Raw genomic sequence first — 17621 nt, 5'->3', positions numbered from 1 at the left:
GATCATTCAGGCCAGCGCGATCACGTATTTCTCCGGTGCCCACAGTCGCCCTCACACTCCCCTGCGCCGGCGCGGCGCACTGCGCATCGTCACGCGAAGCTCAGGGCGCGTCCAGCCCCCCGTCGTCGTCGTCATCGCGTCCGGAGCCGTCGCCGGCGGCGCCCGCCTCGCGCAACACCTCCGCCGCCAGCGCCCGGGTCACCGGGCGGCCGAGGCTGAGGGCGCGGTCGTCGATGCGGGCCACCAGCGCGCGCGCGCGCGCCGCGGAGCGGTCCAGCCGGCGGGCGAGATAGTCGGCCACCGGCGCGTCGATGGCCAGCTGCCGGTCATGGAACAGCTTCACCAGGATGGCGCGGAACAGGGCGTCGTCCGGCGGGGCGATCTCCACGGCCGGGCTGAGGCGCAGGCGCGACACCAGGTCGGGGGTGCGCAGCCCCCAGTGCTGCGGCGCCGCGCGCGACACCAGCAGCGCCGAGCCGCCCTGCTCCCGCACCCGGTTGAGCAGGTGGAACAGGCCGTGCTCGTTCACCGGGCCGCTGTCGCAGGCGTCGATCACCACCGGGCGGCGGCCGTCACAGGCGGCGAGGTCGAAGGGTTCGCCCGCACCGCCGGCTCCGTCTGGCAGGCGCAGCGAGGCGTCCGGAAACCACAGGGCGCCGGAGCGGCGGGCGAAAATCGTGGCCAGATGCGTCTTGCCCACGCCGGCCGGCCCGGACAGGCGCAGCGCCGGCTCGGGCCAGTCAGGCCAGCGCGCCAGCAGGTCCCAGGCCTGCTGGTTGGCGTCGCCCACCATGAAATCGTCTTCGGCGAAACTGTCCGGCATCGGCCAGGACAGCGTCAGCTGAACTCCTGCTCCAGACACGTGGTCCCTGCTCCTGACGGCGGCCCGCCGCGGGCCGCCTCCCGCCGCCGCGCCGCCGGCTCCGGGGCGCGCCGCCGGGACAATGGCCAATCGCCGCCGCCTGCGCCAGAGCAGGCAGGGCCGCCAGGGCGCATTTTCCGCCCGGCGCGGCCCGGCGTCGCCGCTGTTCACAGCCGCCCACAGGGGCGGCGGACCGGCCGCCCCTCAGGCGCCGTCGCGCCCCTCCTCCGGAGGCCCGGCCGCGCCCTCACCCGGCGGCGGCTCCACGTCGTGGTAAAACCTGCTCTCCAGATAGCGCTGCAGGGCGAAGCGCGCCAGGACGCCGATGGCCGCGCCCGCCGGCACCGCCACAAGCACCCCGGCGAAGCCGAACAGCGAGCCGAAGGCCATCAGCGCGAACATCAGCCACACCGGATGCAGGCCGACGGCGTCGCCCACCAGCAGGGGCGAGACGATGTTGCCCTCGATGAACTGGCCGGCGACGAATATGGCCAGAACCACAAGGATCCACGTCCAGTCAGGCCAGAACTGCACGATGGCCACGCTCATGGAGACCAGCAGGCCCAAGGTGGAGCCCACATAGGGGATGAAGGTGAGCAGGCCGGTGCCCAGCCCGATCAGCGCGCCGAAATTGAGGCCGACAAGGCTGAGGCCGACGGCGTAAAACACGCCGAGGAACAGGCACACCAGGCTCTGGCCGCGCACGAAGCCGGCGATGGCGCGGTCGATGTCCCGCGCCAGCTTGCGGACGGTGGCGCGCTGGCTCACCGGCGTCCACGAATCCACGGCGGCGACCATCCGGTCCCAGTCGATGAGCATGTAAAACGCCACCACCGGCGCGATGACCACAAGGCCGATGACGCTGATGACCGACTGGCTGCTGCTCCACAGCGACTGCAGCACGCCGCCGGCCCAGGCCGCGGTCTGGGTGAAGATCTGGCCGAGGGAGTTCTGCGCCTCGGAGACGGCGTCGGCCCCGCCGATGCGCTGCAGCAGCGGCCGCACGTAATGGCTGGCCAGCTCCTGCAGGCGGGCGAGATTGCGCGGCATGTTCTCGACGAAGGCGGTCACCTGCCGCCCCAGCACCGGCGCCAGGATCCACGCCGCCACCAGCGCCAGCAGCAGGAAGGCCAGAAGGATGACGCAGGCGGCGAGCGTGCGGCCCATGCCGAGCCGCTCCAGCCGGTCGGCCACCGGATCAAGCAGATAGGCGATGCCCATGCCCACGAGAAACGGGAACATGGCGCCGCTGAACAGCCACGCCAGCGCGCAGGCCGCCGCCAGCATGCCGAGCCAGAATGCGCCCCGGGAAACCCTCATCGCTTCTCCGCGGTGTTGGGCCGCCGCGCCGCCGCAGCGGAAAGACGGCCGGCCAGCCGGCCACGGGCCAGGCGGCGGGTGAGGCCGCCTGACGTCTGGCGGCGCGAGGTCAGGCAGCCATGTGCCGCAACCATAACACGAGATAGGCGGCGGCGGAGCAGAGCGTCAATCCGACGGTGGCCACGAGCGCCAGCTGCAGCAGCCCCTCCGGCACGCCGCCAAAGGCGTTGGCGGCCAGCAGCAGCGCGGCGAAGCCGATCTGGGCGCCGGTGTTGAGCTTGCTGACGATGAGCGGGCGCACCTCCATGGGCCGGTCCAGCAACATGGACAGCACCATGGCCGAGACGATCATGATGTCGCGCGACACCACCACGATCGCCACCCAGGCCGGCAGCACGCCGTGGATGGCCAGCGCCACATAGATGGAAACCAGCAGGGCCTTGTCCGCCAGCGGGTCGAGATAGGCGCCGAGCTGCGACTGCATGCCGAACCGGCGGGCGATGAACCCGTCCACCGCATCGGACACGCCGGCGAACAGGAAGACGGCGAAGGCGCCCGCCCAGTAACCGGCGCCGATCATCACGACGGCCAGCGGCGCCATCAGCAGGCGGACGATGGTGATCAGGTTCGGAATCGTCATGTGTCCCTCGCCCGCGAAACTACCCTGACGGCGCGGAATTTGCGAGAACGCCCGCCCCGGGACGCGTCGCCGCCCTGCGGCGCGGAATCCGGGGCGTCGGGCGGGCAGGCGCGCCGCCGGGCCCGGATGTGACCGCAAGGGCCTTGCGCCCGGCGCCCGCCCGTCGTACCTGCCTGCCATCAGCGGAGCGCACGAGAGATGACTGAACAGAAACAGGAAGGTCTCACCTACGCCCAGGCCGGCGTGAACATCGACGCGGGCAACGCCATGGTCGACGCCATCAGGCCGCTCGTGCGCTCGACCCGCCGCCCCGGCGCCGACGCCGAAATCGGCGGCTTCGGCGGCCTGTTCGACCTGAAGGCGGCCGGCTTCACCGACCCCATCCTGGTGGCGGCCAATGACGGCGTCGGCACCAAGGTCAGGATCGCCATCGACACCGGCGTGCATGACACCGTCGGCATCGACCTGGTGGCCATGTGCGTCAACGACCTCGTGGTGCAGGGGGCGGAGCCGCTGCTGTTCCTCGACTATTACGCCACCGGCCGGCTGGATCCGGACACGGCGGTGGCCATCGTGCGCGGCGTCGCCGAGGGCTGCCGCATGGCCGGCTGCGCCCTCATCGGCGGCGAAACCGCCGAAATGCCGGGCCTCTACGCCGGCGAGGACTATGACCTCGCCGGCTTCGCCGTCGGCGCCGCCGAGCGCGGCCAGCTGCTGCCGCGGCCGGACGTGCGCCCGGGCGACGTGCTGCTCGGCCTGCCCTCCTCGGGCGTTCACTCCAACGGTTTTTCGCTGGTGCGGCGGGTGGCGGCCAATCTTGGCCTGTCATGGTCGGACCCTGCGCCGTTCGCGCCGGGCCAGAGCCTCGGCCGGGCGCTGCTGACGCCCACCCGCATCTATGTGAAGCCGCTGCTCGCCGCCATCCGCAAGACCGGCGCGATCAAGGCGCTGGCCCACATTACCGGCGGCGGCTTCCCGGACAACATTCCGCGCGTGCTGCCGGAGGGCTGCGGCGTGTCGCTCAACCTCGACGCCATCACGCCGCACGCCGTGTTCCGCTGGCTGGCGGAGGCCGGCGATATCGCCGAAAGCGAGATGCTGCGCACCTTCAACTGCGGCGTCGGCATGGTGGTGGTGGCCGCGCCGGAGCAGGTTGACGCGGTGCGCCTCGCCCTCGCCGCCGAGGGCGAGAACAGCGTCGTGCTGGGCGAGGTCACGCCGTGGCGCGGCGACGGCCCGCGGGTGGCCGTCTCCGGCCGGCTGTTCCGGTGAGCGCCGCCATGACGGCGTCCAGCGCGGGCTCCGCGCCAGCCTCCGCGACCACGTCCGCGACTGGCTCCTCCCGCCGGCCGCGCGTGCGCGTCGGCGTGCTGATCTCCGGGCGCGGCTCCAACATGGAGGCGCTGCTGAAGGCCGCGGCCGATCCGGCCTTTCCGGCCGAGATCGTGCTGGTGGTCTCCAACAACGCCGGCGCCGCCGGCCTCGCCACCGCGGCGGGTTTCGGCGTGGCCACGGCGGTGGTGGACCACCGTCCCTACGGCAGGGACCGCGAGAGCTTCGAGCGGGCGCTGGACGCGCGCATGCGGGAGGCCCGTGTGGAGCTGGTGTGCCTCGCCGGCTTCATGCGGGTTCTGACGCCGGTGTTCGTGGGCGCCTGGGAGGGGCGGCTGCTCAACATCCATCCGTCCCTGCTGCCCTCCTACACCGGCCTGCACACGCATGAGCGCGCCCTCGCCGACGGCGTGCGGCTGCACGGCTGCACGGTGCACTTCGTGACGCCGGTGCTGGACGTGGGGCCGATCATCGCCCAGGCGGCGGTTCCCACCTGCCCCGGCGACACGCCGGACACGCTGGCGGCGCGGGTGCTGCGCCAGGAGCACCGGCTGTATCCGCGGGCGCTGGCGCTGGTGGCCGGCGGCGACGCCTGGCTGGAGAACGGCCGCGTCGCCTATCGCGACCAGGCGACGGCCCTGCAGGCGACCATTTTCGCTCCCGAGCCGTGACGCGCGGCGGCAGCCGCGCCTCCTCCGGCGGCCGCGGGTTCGCCGCCCCGCCCGGCCAGCCTCCCCGCGGCGACGCCCGGGCCTGACCCGGCCGGCCAGAACCGTCCCGGACGGGCGCCGGTCTCCGGCCGTCGCGCGCGCATGCGCAGGACGCCAGGGGCGGGCCAGGGGCGCGGGCGGCGCGGAGGCGACGGGAGGCGCTCCGCCCCCCTGCGGCGCAAAACAAAACCCGGAGCCGGGGGCTCCGGGTTCAGACCGGCGACCGTGCCGTCGCGCCGCGTCAGATCGGGCGCTTCAGCTTGCAGTAGTCAATCGCCTCCAGACCCTTGGCCTGGGCGCTGTCGTTGAAGTAGCCGGTGCGCCGGAAGGCGTCCAGCTCCTCCTTCGTCATGGCGCTGACCGTGCGGCGGGCGTAGCAGCTGCACGGGCTGTGAACCGCCTCACGGGTGACGCCCTGCAGCCGTGACTGGGTGATCAGGCAGGCGTCAAAGGCGCGTAACGTGATCTCATACGGCGTGAGTCTGGCCGCCGTCGGATCCGGGGGCGGCAGCTGCGCCGTACCCGGATTCGCGGCCGCGAAGGCAGAAGTCGCGGCGAACAGGCCCGCCGCCGCCAGAACAAACTTGCGCACTCGTGCTCTCCTGCTCCGCGCGGGACGCGCTCCGCGTGACAGACGGACGTCAGAACGGTCCGATGGTACCAGAAGCGCTCCCCGTAACGTCAAGCGTCCGGCGCCTTACCCAACGATCTCGTTGCCAGCGAAGAACTGGGCGATCTCGATCCTTGCGGTTTCCGGACCGTCAGAGCCATGCACCGAATTCTCGCCCACCGACCGGGCGAACAGCTTGCGGATGGTGCCCTCGGCCGCCTGCTCCGGATTGGTGGCGCCCATGATCTCGCGGTAACGGGCGATGGCGTTCTCGCCCTCCAGAACCTGCACCACCACCGGGCCGGAGGTCATGAACTCGACCAGCTCGCCGAAGAACGGGCGCTCACGGTGCACCGCATAGAACTCCTCGGCCTGGGCGCGGGTCATGCGGATGCGCTTCTGGGCGACGATGCGCAGGCCGGCCTGCTCGATCACGGCGTTGATGGCGCCGGTGAGATTGCGGGCGGTGGCGTCGGGCTTGATGATCGAAAAAGTGCGCTCAATGGCCATGGGGAAGCTCTTCCGGTAAGCGCCGCGACGGCGGCGACGGTCGCCTGCGACGGCGCCGGGTGGCGCCGTTCCGCATGCGGCTTGTGAAAAGGTAGCGGCCTTATAGCGGCGCCTCCCCACACCGGCAAGCAGAGCGCCCCGGCTTCATGCCCAGGCAGAGCTTGCCATCGCCACGGCGCTGGTGAACCCTTCGGTTCGCCATCATCGCGGGCCGGCCGCGCAGGGCCCTCCGCCCCCTGCCGTCCGCTGCTCCCGCGCAGGACGACGACAGGACTGAAACTGGAGAACATCCGTCATGTGGAAACAGCTGACCTGCGCCGCAGTCCTCGGACTCGCCGCCGCCGGCGCGCCCGCCCGGGCGCAGGATCCGGCGGCAGTCGCCGGCGTCTGGCTTACCGAGTCCGGCGACACCCGCGTGCGCATGCAGAAATGCGGCGACACCTGGTGCGGCGTCATTGTCTGGACACGTATCGGCGACAGGGACGTCAACAACCAGGATCCGACCCTGCGCAACCGCCCGCTGGTGGGCCTGCAGATGATCACCGGCACGCCGGACCCCGCTTCAGGCGGCTTCTCCGGAAAGCTGTACAACCTTCTGGACGGAAAGACATATTCCGGAAAGCTCCAGCTCACCGGCCCCAACACGCTCAAGCTCACCGGCTGCGTGCTCGGCGGCCTGATCTGCCGCAGCCAGACCTGGACGCGCGTGCGCTAGGGCCAGCCGTCACCCAGCTCCGGCCGGCCAGCGGCGGTCCCTGGACGCGCGTGCGCCAGGGCCAGCCGTCACCCAGCTCCGGCCGGCCAGCGGCGGAGTCCCTGGACGCGCGTGCGCCAGGGCCAGCCGTCACCCAGCTCCGGCCGGCCAGCGGCGGAGTCCCTGGACGCGCGTGCGCCAGGGCCAGCCCTTCGCCGGGCGGGCGGCCCGCGCCGCCCCCTGGGCCAGCCCGTCCCGCAGGCGGCGGGACCGTTCCTTGCAGGAAACGTCAGTCCGCCTCGCGCAGGGCCTGGGCGACGCGCGCCTCCAGCTCCTGCGGGCGCCGCAGCACCAGGGCGCCGCGGGTGCGCTCCACCAGCCCCTCCTGGGACATGTGGGTGAACTCGCGCGTCACCTGCTCGCGGCGGCAGCCGATGCGCGCCGCCAGCACGTGGTGATAGGGCGGCGGAGTCACCACCCGCTCGCCGGGGTGGCCCGGGCGCGGCGTCGACAGGCGCAGCAGCTCGGCGTAGAGCCGGTGGCGCAGGTCGAGCATGGAATGCTCCATCAGCCGGGCGTTCAGCTCGCGCACGCGGGCCGCCAGCAGCCTCATCACCCGCTCGGCCAGCGCCGGGGAGGAGTAGATCATTTCCCGGAACACCGGCGCCGGCACGATGCAGACCTCGCCGCGGGTGAGCGCGGTGACGTTGGCCGAACGGCCGACGCCGTCGATGGCCGACAGCTCGCCGAAGAACTGCCCGCCGCGCATCTCGCCGAGAATGATCTCCTTGCCCGCCTGGGTGCGGTTGAGAATGCGCACCTCCCCGGACACGATGAAATAGACGTCCGTGGAGGCGTCCTCGAAGTCGACAAGGATCTCGTCCACGTCAAAGCGCCGCCAGCGGCAGCGCGACTCGAACGCCGTCAGGTCGAGACCTGAGTCACGAAAAAAGGGAATACGCGAAAAGGAGATCAACCATGCGCCCTCCGGTCCGGCGCGCATGGTCTTCCGCCAGCGGCGCGAGCGTCAAGCCCGCGCCCGGCCTTCGCGGGCGTCATCCCCGGCCAGATGACCTCAGATGGCGATGGCCGCGGCGACCGCCGGCTTTCCGGGGCCGGTGACCGCCGGCGCCGCGGGCGCCGCGCTGCGCCGCCCCGGCGTCAGGCACGGCCGGGGATCGCCGCACGCCGCCGGCTCGCGCAACGCCGCCCCCGCCTCCGACCAGGCGCGCATGGTGGTGCGCGCAAGCACCAGCGTGCCGAGCGTGAGGCAGGCCAGCACCAGCACCAGCGCGTCACGGGAAAGGCGGCGAACAGTCATTGCATCCAGAACGAATCAACAGGTTATTAACAGGGTGTAGGGAACGCGACCGCCACGGCACAACCATGTCGCAATCACGGCGACAATTTGACCGCGGCCGCCGTTGCACCGCGGCAACGCCGCGCGCCGCCTCCTGGCGCGAACGCCGGCCGCGCCGCCGTCATGCGCCGCCTGTCCCCAGCCGGCGCACGGACCCGTCCACAGGGGGCCGCGCGCGCGGCGGGGGGGCCGCGGCCCCAACTGCCGCTTGCGCCGGAAGCGGCGCGGGGCCAAACACCCGCCCATGCTCACCATCAGCGACCTCACCTACCGGCTCGGTCCCCGCATCCTGTTCGACAGCGCCAGCGTCGCGATTCCGGACGGCGCGCGCGTCGGCTTCGTCGGCCGTAACGGCGCCGGCAAGTCGACGCTGTTCCGCATTCTCACCGGCGAGATCGCCCCGGAGAGCGGCTCGGCGACGCTGCCCCGCCACCGGCGCATCGGCGCGGTGGCCCAGGAGGCGCCGTCCGGACCGGAGTCGCTGGTCGAGGTGGTGCTCGCCGCCGACACCGAGCGCGCCGCCCTGCTGCGCGAGGCGGAGACCACCCAGGATCCCATGCGGCGGGCGGAGATCGAAACCCGCCTCGTCGACATCGGCGCCCATTCCGCCCCGGCCCGCGCCGCCGCCATCCTGCACGGCCTCGGCTTTGACGCGCAGGCGCAGCAGCGCCCGTGCTCCTCCTTTTCCGGCGGCTGGCGCATGCGCGTGGCGCTGGCGGCGGTGCTGTTCGCCGAGCCGGACCTGCTGCTGCTCGACGAGCCCACCAACTATCTCGACATCGAGGGCACGCTCTGGCTGTACGACTTCCTCGGCCGCTACCCGCACACGGCGCTGGTGATCAGCCACGACCGCGAACTGCTGGAGGAGGCGGTGGACCACATCCTGCACCTGGAGCGCGGCAAGCTCACCCTGTACCGCGGCGGTTACTCCTCCTTCGAGCGGCAGCGGCGCGAGCGCATGGCCCAGAACAACGCCCTGCGCGCCAGGCAGGAGGCCGAGCGCCGGCACATGCAGGCCTTCGTGGACCGTTTCCGCGCCAAGGCCTCCAAGGCGCGCCAGGCGCAGTCGCGCCTCAGGCGGCTGGAGAAGATGGAGCCGGTGGCGGCCATGACCGACGAGGCGACGCTGCCCTTCAGCCTGCCGGGACCGGAACGGCCGCTGTCGCCGCCGGTCATCGCCATGGAGGGCGTCTCGGCCGGCTATGGCGACCGGGTGGTGCTGAAGAACCTCAACCTGTCGCTGGCGCCCGACGACCGCATCGGCCTGCTCGGCCAGAACGGCAACGGCAAGTCCACCTTCGCGAAGCTGCTGGCCGGGGCGCTGGAGCCGCTGGCCGGTACGCTCACCCGCGCGCCGAAGCTGCAGACCGCCTTCTTCGCCCAGCACCAGCTGGAGGTGCTGCGCGCCGGCGAGACCCCCTTCCAGCACGTGGCGCGGCTGATGCCCGGCGCGCCGGAGGCGAAGATCCGCGCCCGGGCGGCGCAGATGGGCTTCCCCGGCCAGAAGGCGGACACGCCGGTGACGTCGCTTTCCGGCGGCGAGCGGGCGCGCCTTGCGCTGGGTCTGGCCGCGTTCCACGGACCGCACCTGCTGATCCTCGACGAGCCCACCAACCACCTCGACATCGACAGCCGCCAGGAGCTGGTGAAGGCCATCAACGACTATCCCGGGGCGGTGGTGCTGGTCAGCCACGACCGCTTCCTCGTCGAGGCCTGCGTGGACCGGCTGTGGCTGGTGGGGGACGGCGGCGTGAAGCCGTTTGACGGCGATCTCGACGACTACCGCGCCCTGGTGCTGGAGGCGCGCGACGGCGGCCGCAGCCGCAGCCGCGGCGGCGACAGCGGCGGCCCGGGAGCCGGCCAGGCGGAGCGCCGGCGCGAGGCGGCGGAGAAGCGCCAGGCCCAGGCGCCGCTGCGCAGGCGCCTCGCCGCGCTGGAGGCGCGCATCGACAGGCTGACGGCGGCCGTGGCGAAGATCGACGCCGCCCTCGCCGACGGCGAAGCGTTCACGAAGAATCCGGCCAAGGCGGCGGAGCTGGCGAAGATGCGGGCCGAAGCCGCCGCCGCGATCAGCGCCGCCGAGGAGGAATGGCTGGAGGTTTCCGCCCGGCTGGAGGAGTGACGGCGCGCCCGCGCGGCGGGTGGCCCGGTCCGTCATGCCCGCGCCGGAGCCTGGCGTCGCCAGGTCTGGTCCCCGCCGTCACGCCGGCCCGCAAGAAACAGCCCGCGCCCGCCGGCGGGCGCGCGAAGCGGCCCTGCCGGCGCGCTGGCGCGGGCCATGGCGCCGCGCCGCCGCCCCGGGGAAGCCGGCGTCAGTCCACCACGCGCAGCAGCCGGTTGTCCGAGAACAGGTACAGCCGCTTGCCGCCCGGCTCCTGGTACAGCACCTGCACCTCGCGCTGCCCCTTGCCGCTTTCGCCGATCAGCACGTCCAGCGGCGGGCCCTTCGCCGCCACCAGCGCGCATTCGCCGATGCCCGGCGCGATCTCCGCCGGAACCGGCCCGGCGAACGGCTCCGAACAGGCGCCGTCGGCGCGCAGCACCGGCCCGAGATTGCGCGCCGGCGCGGCCCCGGGCGGCGGCGCCGAATAGACCTGCGTTCCCGAGGGGCCGCTCTGGATGGCGGTGACGCCGCCCGACCCCGCGGACACCGCCGCGCTCCGGTCGCCCGCCAGGCCAATGGCGCCGATGTTGTACGAGCACCCCGCCAGCAGCAGCCCGGCGACGGACGCGGCCAGCGCGACGCGGGGCCATCCTGCGGCGACGGGCGGCCGGGAGACGGAGCGGACGGTGCGGTGCATGGGCGGGCGGACTCCCCTGTTGCGGACAAAAAGCGCCGGCGCGGCGCTTCGCGGACGGCGGCGGGGCCGCGCCCGCCGCGCGCGGGGCCGGCGGCCGCCCGTCACCGCGGCTTCTGCGACGGCGACTGCGGCGACTGCGTTTCCGGCGACTGCGCTCCAGGCGCCGCGGCCGGCGGCTGCGGCGCGCGATTCTGCGCGTCGCGCCGATCATAGAGGGCGCGCGCGTCGTCGCGGAACGCCCTGCGGGAGCTTTCCCGCGTATAAAACATGTGCCCGCCCGGATAGGTCCGGAACAGCAGCGGCTCCGCCCCCGCCAGCGGCGGCAGCCGGGCCAGGTCCAGACGCGACTGGAAATAAGGCGTCACCAGATCGCCGTAGCCATGGGCCACCAGGATCTTCATGCGCGGATCGAGCGCCCGCGCCGCCTGCAGCGCCGACAGCGCCTCCGGCGGCCGCAGCCCCCGCCCCCAGTTCCAGTTGCGGTTCACCTGGTCTGACAGCAGCCGGTACGGCCCCTCGGCCTTCCAGCCGATGCCGCGGGTGATCTCGTCCACCGCCGCGCTGGACAGCGCCGCCTGCGCCCCTTCCAGCACCGGATCGTCGACGCGCCGGTCCGGATCGAACGGCCAGGGATCGGGGCCCGTGACGCCGGCGTCGTAGAGGCTGGCGGTTTCGCCGGCCGCGCGACGGAATTCGCGGGCGAAGGCGCGGGCGTCGACGCGCCCGCCGTAACGGCGCGCCAGCTCCGGATCCAGCCCTGTGAAGCGCGCCACGCCGGCTGCGAGCCGCTCCCGGGCGGCGGCGTCCGCCGGGCCGCGCAGCAGATCGAGCACCATGTCGCCGGCCGCATAGGCCTCCGCCCCGGCCAGCGCCTCCGGCGTCAGCCGCCCCTCCCGCTCCAGCTTCGCCGCCGCCATGGAGGGCAGCAGCGCCGCATAGCCGATGACGGCGTCCGCGTCCGGGCCAAGGCGGGCGAAGTCCAGCACCGGCGACAGCATCACCACGCCGTTCACGCCGACGCCAGCGGAGGTCTGCAGCGCGTGCGCCAGTTTCGGAACGCGAAAACCGCCGTAGCTCTCGCCAACGAGATATTTGGGCGAGGTCATGCGGCCGTGTTCCGTGAGATAGCGGCTGATGAACCGGGCCAGCGCGGCGATGTCGCCATCCACGGACCACAGACGGCGGCGGGTCTGCTCCTGCTGGTCCATGCGGCTGAAGCCGGTTCCCGGCGGGTCGATGAACACCAGGTCCGTAAAGGCGAGCCAGGTGTCGGGATTGTCCTCCAGCAGCGGCGCCGTGGACGGCGTGTCGCCCGGATTGCCGAAGGCGACGACGCGCGGCCCCAGCCCGCCGAAATTGAGCCAGGCCGACGAAGCCCCCGGCCCGCCGTTGACCACGAAGGTCACCGGCCGCCGGTGCGGCGGCTGCGCGCCGTCCGGGGCCAGGGTATAGGCCACGTAGCCGACCTCCGCCTGCAACCTGCCGTTGTTGTCATACAGCGGGAGGGCGCCGGCGGCGGCGACATACCGCAGCCTGCCTTCGGGCAGCGCCAGCTCGCGGGTGACGCTGGCCGGCGCGGGCAGCCGGGCGGCGAAGGCGTTGTCCGCGGCGCCCTCGCGCCGGACCTGTTCCGCGCCCTGCGCCGGAGCGGAGGCCGGCGGGCCGGCGAGCGCCGCCAGGGCGACGGCGAGCGCGGCGCCGCAGCGCAGCGCCGCGGCCACCCCGGGCCGGCGGCGGCCAGGGGCGACGGGCGCGGAAAATCCGTTGAGACTCGGCATGGCGACATCCGTTGCGGTTGCGGGGCGCGCAGCCCTGCGGCGGCGCGCTCCGGCTGGCCATGGACGCCCGGGCGAGGCCCGGACATGAGGGGCGAAAGGCGGCGCGCCGCCGCCGCCCGGGGAGCGCCTGGCGGCGGGCGGGCCGTCAGGCCTTTTTCTCCCAGCGCCCTTCGTCGTTCTGGCACCAGTAGGTGGCGACGAGCCCGTCCATGCGTTTCACCTTCACCCAGTCCTCGCGGGCCCTGGCGAGAGCGACGTCGTCGGCGCCGTCGAACATCAGCACCACCCGTTCGAGCCCGGCGAAATCATCGGGCACGCGCGCGCCGTAGACGAGGAAGCGCACGCTGGCGCCGTTGGGATTCTCCGGCCCGTCCACCAGCGCCACCGGCTGCAGCTCGACGCCGGGCTCGCGCGCCGCCCCGTGAGGCAGGAAGCTGTCGTCTGCGAAGGTCCACAGGTGGTCGTCGAGGGCGGCGAGCCGTTCGCTGTCGCCCACCTCCACCGTCACCTTCCAGCCGCGCTCCAGCGAGCGCAGCAGCAGCGTGGGCAGCGCCTCCTCCAGCGTCTGGCGCTGCAGGTGGTAGAACAGGACCTCCGTCATGGCGCTTCCGTCATCTCGATCCCGGCGCCGCCCGCCGCGCCGCGCGGGCGCGACGGGGGCTGGCCGGACGGAGGCGGCGCGGACCGGCCGGGCCGCCCCCGGGCGGGGTCAGTTTTCGTAGTTGTCGGCGACCAGGCGGTCGAGCAGCCGCACGCCCCAGCCCGGCCCCCACGACTGGTTGATGTCGCTGGCCGGCGGACCCATGGCGACGCCGGCGATGTCCAGATGCGCCCACGGCACGTCGCCGACGAAACGCTTCAGGAACTGCGCCGCCGTGACCGAGCCGCCGTTGCGGCCGCCGGTGTTCTTCATGTCGGCGAACTTCGAGTCGATCATGCGGTCGAAGGCCTCGCCCATGGGCATGCGCCACACTGTCTCGCCGGTCTTTTCGCCGGCGGCGGCGAGCTGCGCCGCCAGGGCGTCGTCGTTGGAGAACAGGCCGGCGTGCTCCTGGGCCAGCGCCACCAGGATGGCGCCGGTGAGCGTGGCCAGATCGATCATGAAGCGCGGCCGGAACCGCTCCTTCGCGTACCAGAGGATGTCCGCCAGCACGAGGCGGCCCTCGGCGTCGGTGTTGATGATCTCGATGGTCTGGCCGGACATGGAGGTGACGATGTCGCCGGGGCGCTGGGCGCCGCCGTCCGGCATGTTCTCCACCAGGCCGATGACGCCCACGGCGTTGACCTTCGCCTTGCGGGCGGCCAGGGCGTGCATGAGGCCGGTGACGCAGGCGGCGCCGCCCATGTCGCCCTTCATGTCCTCCATGCTGGCGGCGGGCTTGATGGAGATGCCGCCGGAGTCAAAGCACACGCCCTTGCCGATGAAGGCGAGCGGCGCCTCGTCGCCGCGGCCGCCGTTCCAGCGCATCACCACCACGCGCGGCTCGTGGGCCGAGCCCTGGGCGACGCCAAGCAGCGCCCGCATGCCAAGCTTCGCCAGCTGCTTGCGGTCCAGCACTTCGACCTCAACGCCGAGCTTCGCCAGGCGGGCGGCGCGGTCGGCGAATTCGGCCGGATAGAGCACGTTCGGCGGCTCGTTCACCAGGTCGCGGGCGAGGATCACGCCGCCGGCCACCGCCTCGCGGCTGCGCCAGGCCTTCTTCGCGCCGGCATGGCCGGCCAGCATGATGGTGAAGCTGGAGGGCGCGGAGTCGTCCTCGTCGTCCTTCTTCTTCTTCGTCTTGTAGCGGTCGAAGCGGTAGGCGCGCAGCGCAAGGCCGAGGGCGAAGTCGGCCGCGGCGTCGGCGCCGGGCGCGGGAAGGCCGGCCTCGTCCGTCGCCGCGGCGGCGGCCATTTTCGCAGCCTTGTCCTTGCCCTTTTTCTTGCCGGCCTTCGCCCCGTCGTCCTGCGCGGGCGCGGCGTCGCCGGGCAGGTCAAACACCACGCGCACGCTGCGCCCGGCCCCGGTCCGGCCCATGACGACGCCGCCGAGACGGGTGAAGTCGGTTTTCGCCCGGGCGGCCGCGTCGCCGACGCCCACCACCAGCAGGCGGTCCGCGGCGACGCCGGCCGGCGCGGTGAGCGTGAGCACGGAACGGGCCTTGCCCCTGAAGCGCTCCACGGCGGCCACGCGCGTCACCAGCGCCTGGGCGGCCGCGCCCAGCAGGTCCTGGGCCAGCGGCGTCAGGCGCAGGTCCTCGCCGACAAACACCACCACGTCGCCGCCGACGATCGGCTCAACGCCCCTGAAGTCAATCTTGATCTGGTCGCTCATGAACACCTCGATCCGGGATCCGCGTCGCGCGCCGGGCCGCGCCCGTCCGCCGGAAGCCGCTCGCGGCCCGCCGGCCGGCTGACGGTGGCACGCCGGACGGGCGACCGGCAAGCGCGTCTCCTTGCGCGTCTCCTGCGCGCATGTCTGGGCGCGCGTCATGTTAGCGTCATGTCCAGGCCATGGCGACGGCCGCCGCGGCGCGCCATCAATTCGCCGCCGCGACAGGCGATCCCGGCGGCGGAGGGCGCCGGCGCACTTACTTCCTGGCCGCGGCCAGGGTATCGAACGGAACGGGCGCCATTGCGGAACGCGCGGCGCGCGCCCCCGGGGACACGCGGCATGACGCTGATCGAACGTTACATTTTCCGGAACGTCTTCACCGGATTCGTCAGTTGCCTGCTGGCGCTGACCCTCGTGATCTGGATCACCGAGTCGCTGAAGCAGATGGACCTGCTCACCGGCAAGGGCCAGACGCTGTGGGTGTTTTTCTCCGTCACGCTGCTGTCGCTGCCGGCGCTGGTGGCGGTCATCGCCCCGGTGGCGCTGTTCATCGGCGCCGTTTACGCGCTCAACAAGCTGAACGGCGATTCGGAGCTGATCGTGATGTGCGCCGCCGGCGTTTCGCCCGGCCGGCTGCTGCGGCCCTTCGCCCTGGCCGCCCTGGTGGTGGCGCTGGTGACCGGCTGGATGACCCTGTGGCTGATGCCCAACAGCTTCCAGGGACTGCGCGACCTCGTCACCAACATCCGCGCCGATTTCGTCGCCAACATCGTCAAGCCGGGCCAGTTCACCTCGCTGGACAGCGGCGTCACCTTCCACTACCGCGAGCGGGCCGGCGACACGCTGCTCGGCATTTTCTTCCAGGACCGGCGCGAGGCGGGCAAGACCTCGGTCTATCTGGCCCAGCGCGGCCAGGTGGTCGATCTCGACGGCCAGAGCTATCTGGTGCTGGAGAACGGCTCCATCCAGCGCCAGGACGGCGGCGCCGGCGACAGCTCCATCGTGCGCTTCGATCGTTACGCCATCGACCTCGGGGCTTTTGGCGGCGAAGGCGGCGAGGTGGTGTACAAGCCGCGCGAGCGCTCCACGCGCGACCTGCTGCACCCGGACGTCAACGAAACCTATTACAAGATCCACGCCGGCCGTTTCCGGGCCGAGCTGCATGACCGTTTCGCCGCGCCGCTCTATCCGGTTGCCTTCGTGCTGATCGCCTTCGCCGCGCTTGGCCAGGCGCGCACCACCCGCCAGGGCCGCGGCTACGCCATCGGCATGGCGCTGGCCGCGGTGGTGGCGGTGCGGGTGCTGGGCTTCATGGCCTCCTCCGCGGCGGTGCGCTCTCCGGCCGGCGTGATCGGCATTTACGGCGCGCCGCTGCTGGGTTGCGCCGGCGCGCTCGCCGCGATTTTCTTCAGCGAACAGGTGAACGCCATCGCCGAACGCCTCGACGCCCTCCGGGCGCGCATCGCCGCCCGCCTCCCCGCGCCGCCGCTGCGGCGCGCATGACCTTCCGCGGGAACGCATGATCATCGGACCCACGCTCGGCCGCTATTTCGCACGGCACTTTCTCCGCGCCATCCTCATCGTGTTCGGCACGGTGTTCGCGCTGATTTACACGCTCGACCTGGTGGAGCTCATGCGCCGCGCCGGCGACGCCGAGAGCGCCTCGACCGCCACCATGGCCCTGCTGGCGCTGTTCCGCACCCCGGCGGTGGCCGAGCAGGCGCTGCCCTTCGCCATCCTGTTCGGGGCCATGGCGACGCTGCTCAATCTCAGCCGCCGGCTGGAGCTGGTGATCGCCCGCGCGGCCGGCGTCTCGGCCTGGGAGTTCCTGCAGCCGTTCGTGCTGGTGGCCTTCCTCACCGGCGTGGTCGCGGTCACGGCGTACAACCCGCTCGCCGCCTATCTGAAGCAGCGGGCGTCGCAGATCGAGGCGGGCGTTTTCGCCCGCAGCCAGAAGTTCATGCCCGGCAGGGAGCAGTGGCTGCGCGAGCGCCGGCCCGAGGGCGAGGTGATCATCCGCGCCGACCAGGCGGTGGAAAACTCCACCACGCTGAACCGGGTGACCTTCTTCAACTTCAATCCGGACGGAACCTTCCGCGACCGCATCGAGGCGCGCACGGCGACGCTGGAGGACGGCCGCTGGCGTCTGGAGGACGGCCGCATCGTCGCCCCCGGAAAGCAGCCGGAACGCTTCACGACGCTCAGCGCGCCGAGCGCCCTGGACGCCGCCCTCGTGCGCCAGCAGTTCACCCCGCCGGAGAGCGTGCCGCTGTGGGACCTGCCCGGCTTCATCGCCCGCACCAGGAAGGCCGGTCTGGACGCCACCCGTTACCAGCTGCAGCTTGACGTCCTCATCGCAAGGCCCATCCTGCTGGTGGCGATGGTGCTGGTCGCCGCAAGCTTTTCATTAAGGTTCTTCCGGTTTGGAGGCGTCGCCAAAATGGTTCTGGGTGGCGTCGTCGCCGGCTTCATGCTTTATGTGGCGACGGAGCTCACGCAGGATCTGGGGGGCTCCGGTTTGTTGGGGACAGCCGTCGCCGCCTGGCTCCCTGCGGTGACCGGCGCCCTTCTCGGCGTGCTCGCCCTCCTCTATCAGGAAGACGGCTAGCGACAGCGCCGCGGCGACATGGACGGCGGACCCGAACGGGCGCGCGCGCCCGTGGACGGTCGCAAGGAGGCGTCCCGGGCGG

Annotated in this window: 17 protein-coding genes; 6 read left to right on the top strand and 11 right to left on the bottom strand. The window is 72.5% G+C overall.

The window, feature by feature from the left end:
- Positions 1–100: 100 nt before the first annotated feature.
- The 3 genes from ACFFJB_RS06370 to ACFFJB_RS06360 all read right to left on the bottom strand — a co-directional run bounded on the left by ACFFJB_RS06370 (position 101) and on the right by ACFFJB_RS06360 (position 2822).
- Entirely contained in the window at positions 101–862 is a 762-nt protein-coding gene (locus ACFFJB_RS06370; RefSeq protein WP_376830420.1) for a P-loop NTPase family protein, read from the bottom strand.
- Positions 863–1066: 204 nt separating this feature from the next.
- Positions 1067–2182, bottom strand: a complete 1116-nt coding sequence (locus tag ACFFJB_RS06365; RefSeq protein WP_376830419.1) for an AI-2E family transporter — start codon at positions 2180–2182, stop codon at positions 1067–1069.
- Between the two features lie 109 nt (positions 2183–2291).
- Complete coding sequence (locus tag ACFFJB_RS06360; RefSeq protein WP_376830418.1) at positions 2292–2822, bottom strand: CDP-alcohol phosphatidyltransferase family protein; 531 nt, start codon at positions 2820–2822, stop codon at positions 2292–2294.
- A gap of 198 nt (positions 2823–3020) precedes the next feature.
- On the opposite strand from ACFFJB_RS06360, the gene purM reads away from it, so the two are divergent.
- Both purM and purN read left to right on the top strand, forming a co-directional pair.
- The gene (gene purM / locus ACFFJB_RS06355) at positions 3021–4094 is read left to right on the top strand and encodes a phosphoribosylformylglycinamidine cyclo-ligase (protein ID WP_376830417.1); all 1074 of its coding nucleotides are present in this window, start codon (positions 3021–3023) and stop codon (positions 4092–4094) included.
- Between the two features lie 8 nt (positions 4095–4102).
- Positions 4103–4825, top strand: a complete 723-nt coding sequence (purN, locus tag ACFFJB_RS06350; RefSeq protein ID WP_376830416.1) for a phosphoribosylglycinamide formyltransferase — start codon at positions 4103–4105, stop codon at positions 4823–4825.
- 280 nt (positions 4826–5105) lie between these two features.
- Here the strand turns inward: purN and ACFFJB_RS06345 are convergent, their stop codons facing one another.
- Both ACFFJB_RS06345 and ndk read right to left on the bottom strand, forming a co-directional pair.
- Entirely contained in the window at positions 5106–5456 is a 351-nt protein-coding gene (locus ACFFJB_RS06345; protein ID WP_376830415.1) for a hypothetical protein, read from the bottom strand.
- Between the two features lie 105 nt (positions 5457–5561).
- On the bottom strand, positions 5562–5984 hold the full coding sequence (gene ndk, locus ACFFJB_RS06340; RefSeq protein ID WP_376830414.1) for a nucleoside-diphosphate kinase: 423 nt from the start codon (positions 5982–5984) through the stop codon (positions 5562–5564).
- A gap of 295 nt (positions 5985–6279) precedes the next feature.
- On the opposite strand from ndk, the gene ACFFJB_RS06335 reads away from it, so the two are divergent.
- Positions 6280–6699, top strand: a complete 420-nt coding sequence (locus tag ACFFJB_RS06335) for a DUF2147 domain-containing protein (protein WP_376830413.1) — start codon at positions 6280–6282, stop codon at positions 6697–6699.
- Positions 6700–6967: 268 nt separating this feature from the next.
- On the opposite strand, the gene ACFFJB_RS06330 is transcribed toward ACFFJB_RS06335, so the two are convergent.
- The gene (locus ACFFJB_RS06330) at positions 6968–7654 is read right to left on the bottom strand and encodes a Crp/Fnr family transcriptional regulator (protein WP_376830412.1); all 687 of its coding nucleotides are present in this window, start codon (positions 7652–7654) and stop codon (positions 6968–6970) included.
- A gap of 99 nt (positions 7655–7753) precedes the next feature.
- On the bottom strand, positions 7754–7999 hold the full coding sequence (locus tag ACFFJB_RS06325; RefSeq protein WP_376830411.1) for a hypothetical protein: 246 nt from the start codon (positions 7997–7999) through the stop codon (positions 7754–7756).
- Positions 8000–8282: 283 nt separating this feature from the next.
- Between ACFFJB_RS06325 and ACFFJB_RS06320 the strand changes: the two genes are divergently transcribed.
- Positions 8283–10160: an ABC-F family ATP-binding cassette domain-containing protein gene (locus ACFFJB_RS06320; RefSeq protein WP_376830410.1), complete on the top strand. Its 1878-nt coding sequence runs from the start codon at positions 8283–8285 to the stop codon at positions 10158–10160.
- Between the two features lie 190 nt (positions 10161–10350).
- Here ACFFJB_RS06320 and ACFFJB_RS06315 read toward each other — a convergent pair whose 3' ends face one another.
- From ACFFJB_RS06315 to ACFFJB_RS06300, 4 genes are all read right to left on the bottom strand, one after another.
- Positions 10351–10839, bottom strand: a complete 489-nt coding sequence (locus ACFFJB_RS06315; protein ID WP_376830409.1) for a hypothetical protein — start codon at positions 10837–10839, stop codon at positions 10351–10353.
- 101 nt (positions 10840–10940) lie between these two features.
- Positions 10941–12617, bottom strand: coding sequence for a S10 family peptidase (locus ACFFJB_RS06310; protein ID WP_376830408.1), 1677 nt, complete (start codon positions 12615–12617; stop codon positions 10941–10943).
- A 145-nt stretch (positions 12618–12762) separates the two neighbouring features.
- Positions 12763–13218: a DNA polymerase III subunit chi gene (locus ACFFJB_RS06305; RefSeq protein WP_376830407.1), complete on the bottom strand. Its 456-nt coding sequence runs from the start codon at positions 13216–13218 to the stop codon at positions 12763–12765.
- Positions 13219–13326: 108 nt separating this feature from the next.
- Positions 13327–14931: a leucyl aminopeptidase gene (locus tag ACFFJB_RS06300; RefSeq protein WP_376830406.1), complete on the bottom strand. Its 1605-nt coding sequence runs from the start codon at positions 14929–14931 to the stop codon at positions 13327–13329.
- Positions 14932–15270: 339 nt separating this feature from the next.
- Between ACFFJB_RS06300 and lptF the strand changes: the two genes are divergently transcribed.
- A complete protein-coding gene (gene lptF / locus ACFFJB_RS06295) occupies positions 15271–16434 on the top strand; it encodes an LPS export ABC transporter permease LptF (protein WP_376830405.1) in 1164 nt (387 codons plus the stop codon).
- A gap of 16 nt (positions 16435–16450) precedes the next feature.
- Positions 16451–17539 carry an LPS export ABC transporter permease LptG gene (gene lptG, locus ACFFJB_RS06290; RefSeq protein ID WP_376830404.1) on the top strand — a complete coding sequence of 363 codons (1089 nt, stop codon included), beginning with the start codon at positions 16451–16453 and terminating at the stop codon, positions 17537–17539.
- The last annotated feature ends 82 nt before the right edge of the window (positions 17540–17621 follow it).

The sequence above is a fragment of the Camelimonas abortus genome (genome assembly GCF_042432745.1).
Lineage (GTDB): Bacteria > Pseudomonadota > Alphaproteobacteria > Rhizobiales > Beijerinckiaceae > Camelimonas > Camelimonas abortus.
Note: the sequence above shows the minus strand (reverse complement) of the source record. Positions and strands in the feature narration are given on the sequence as shown.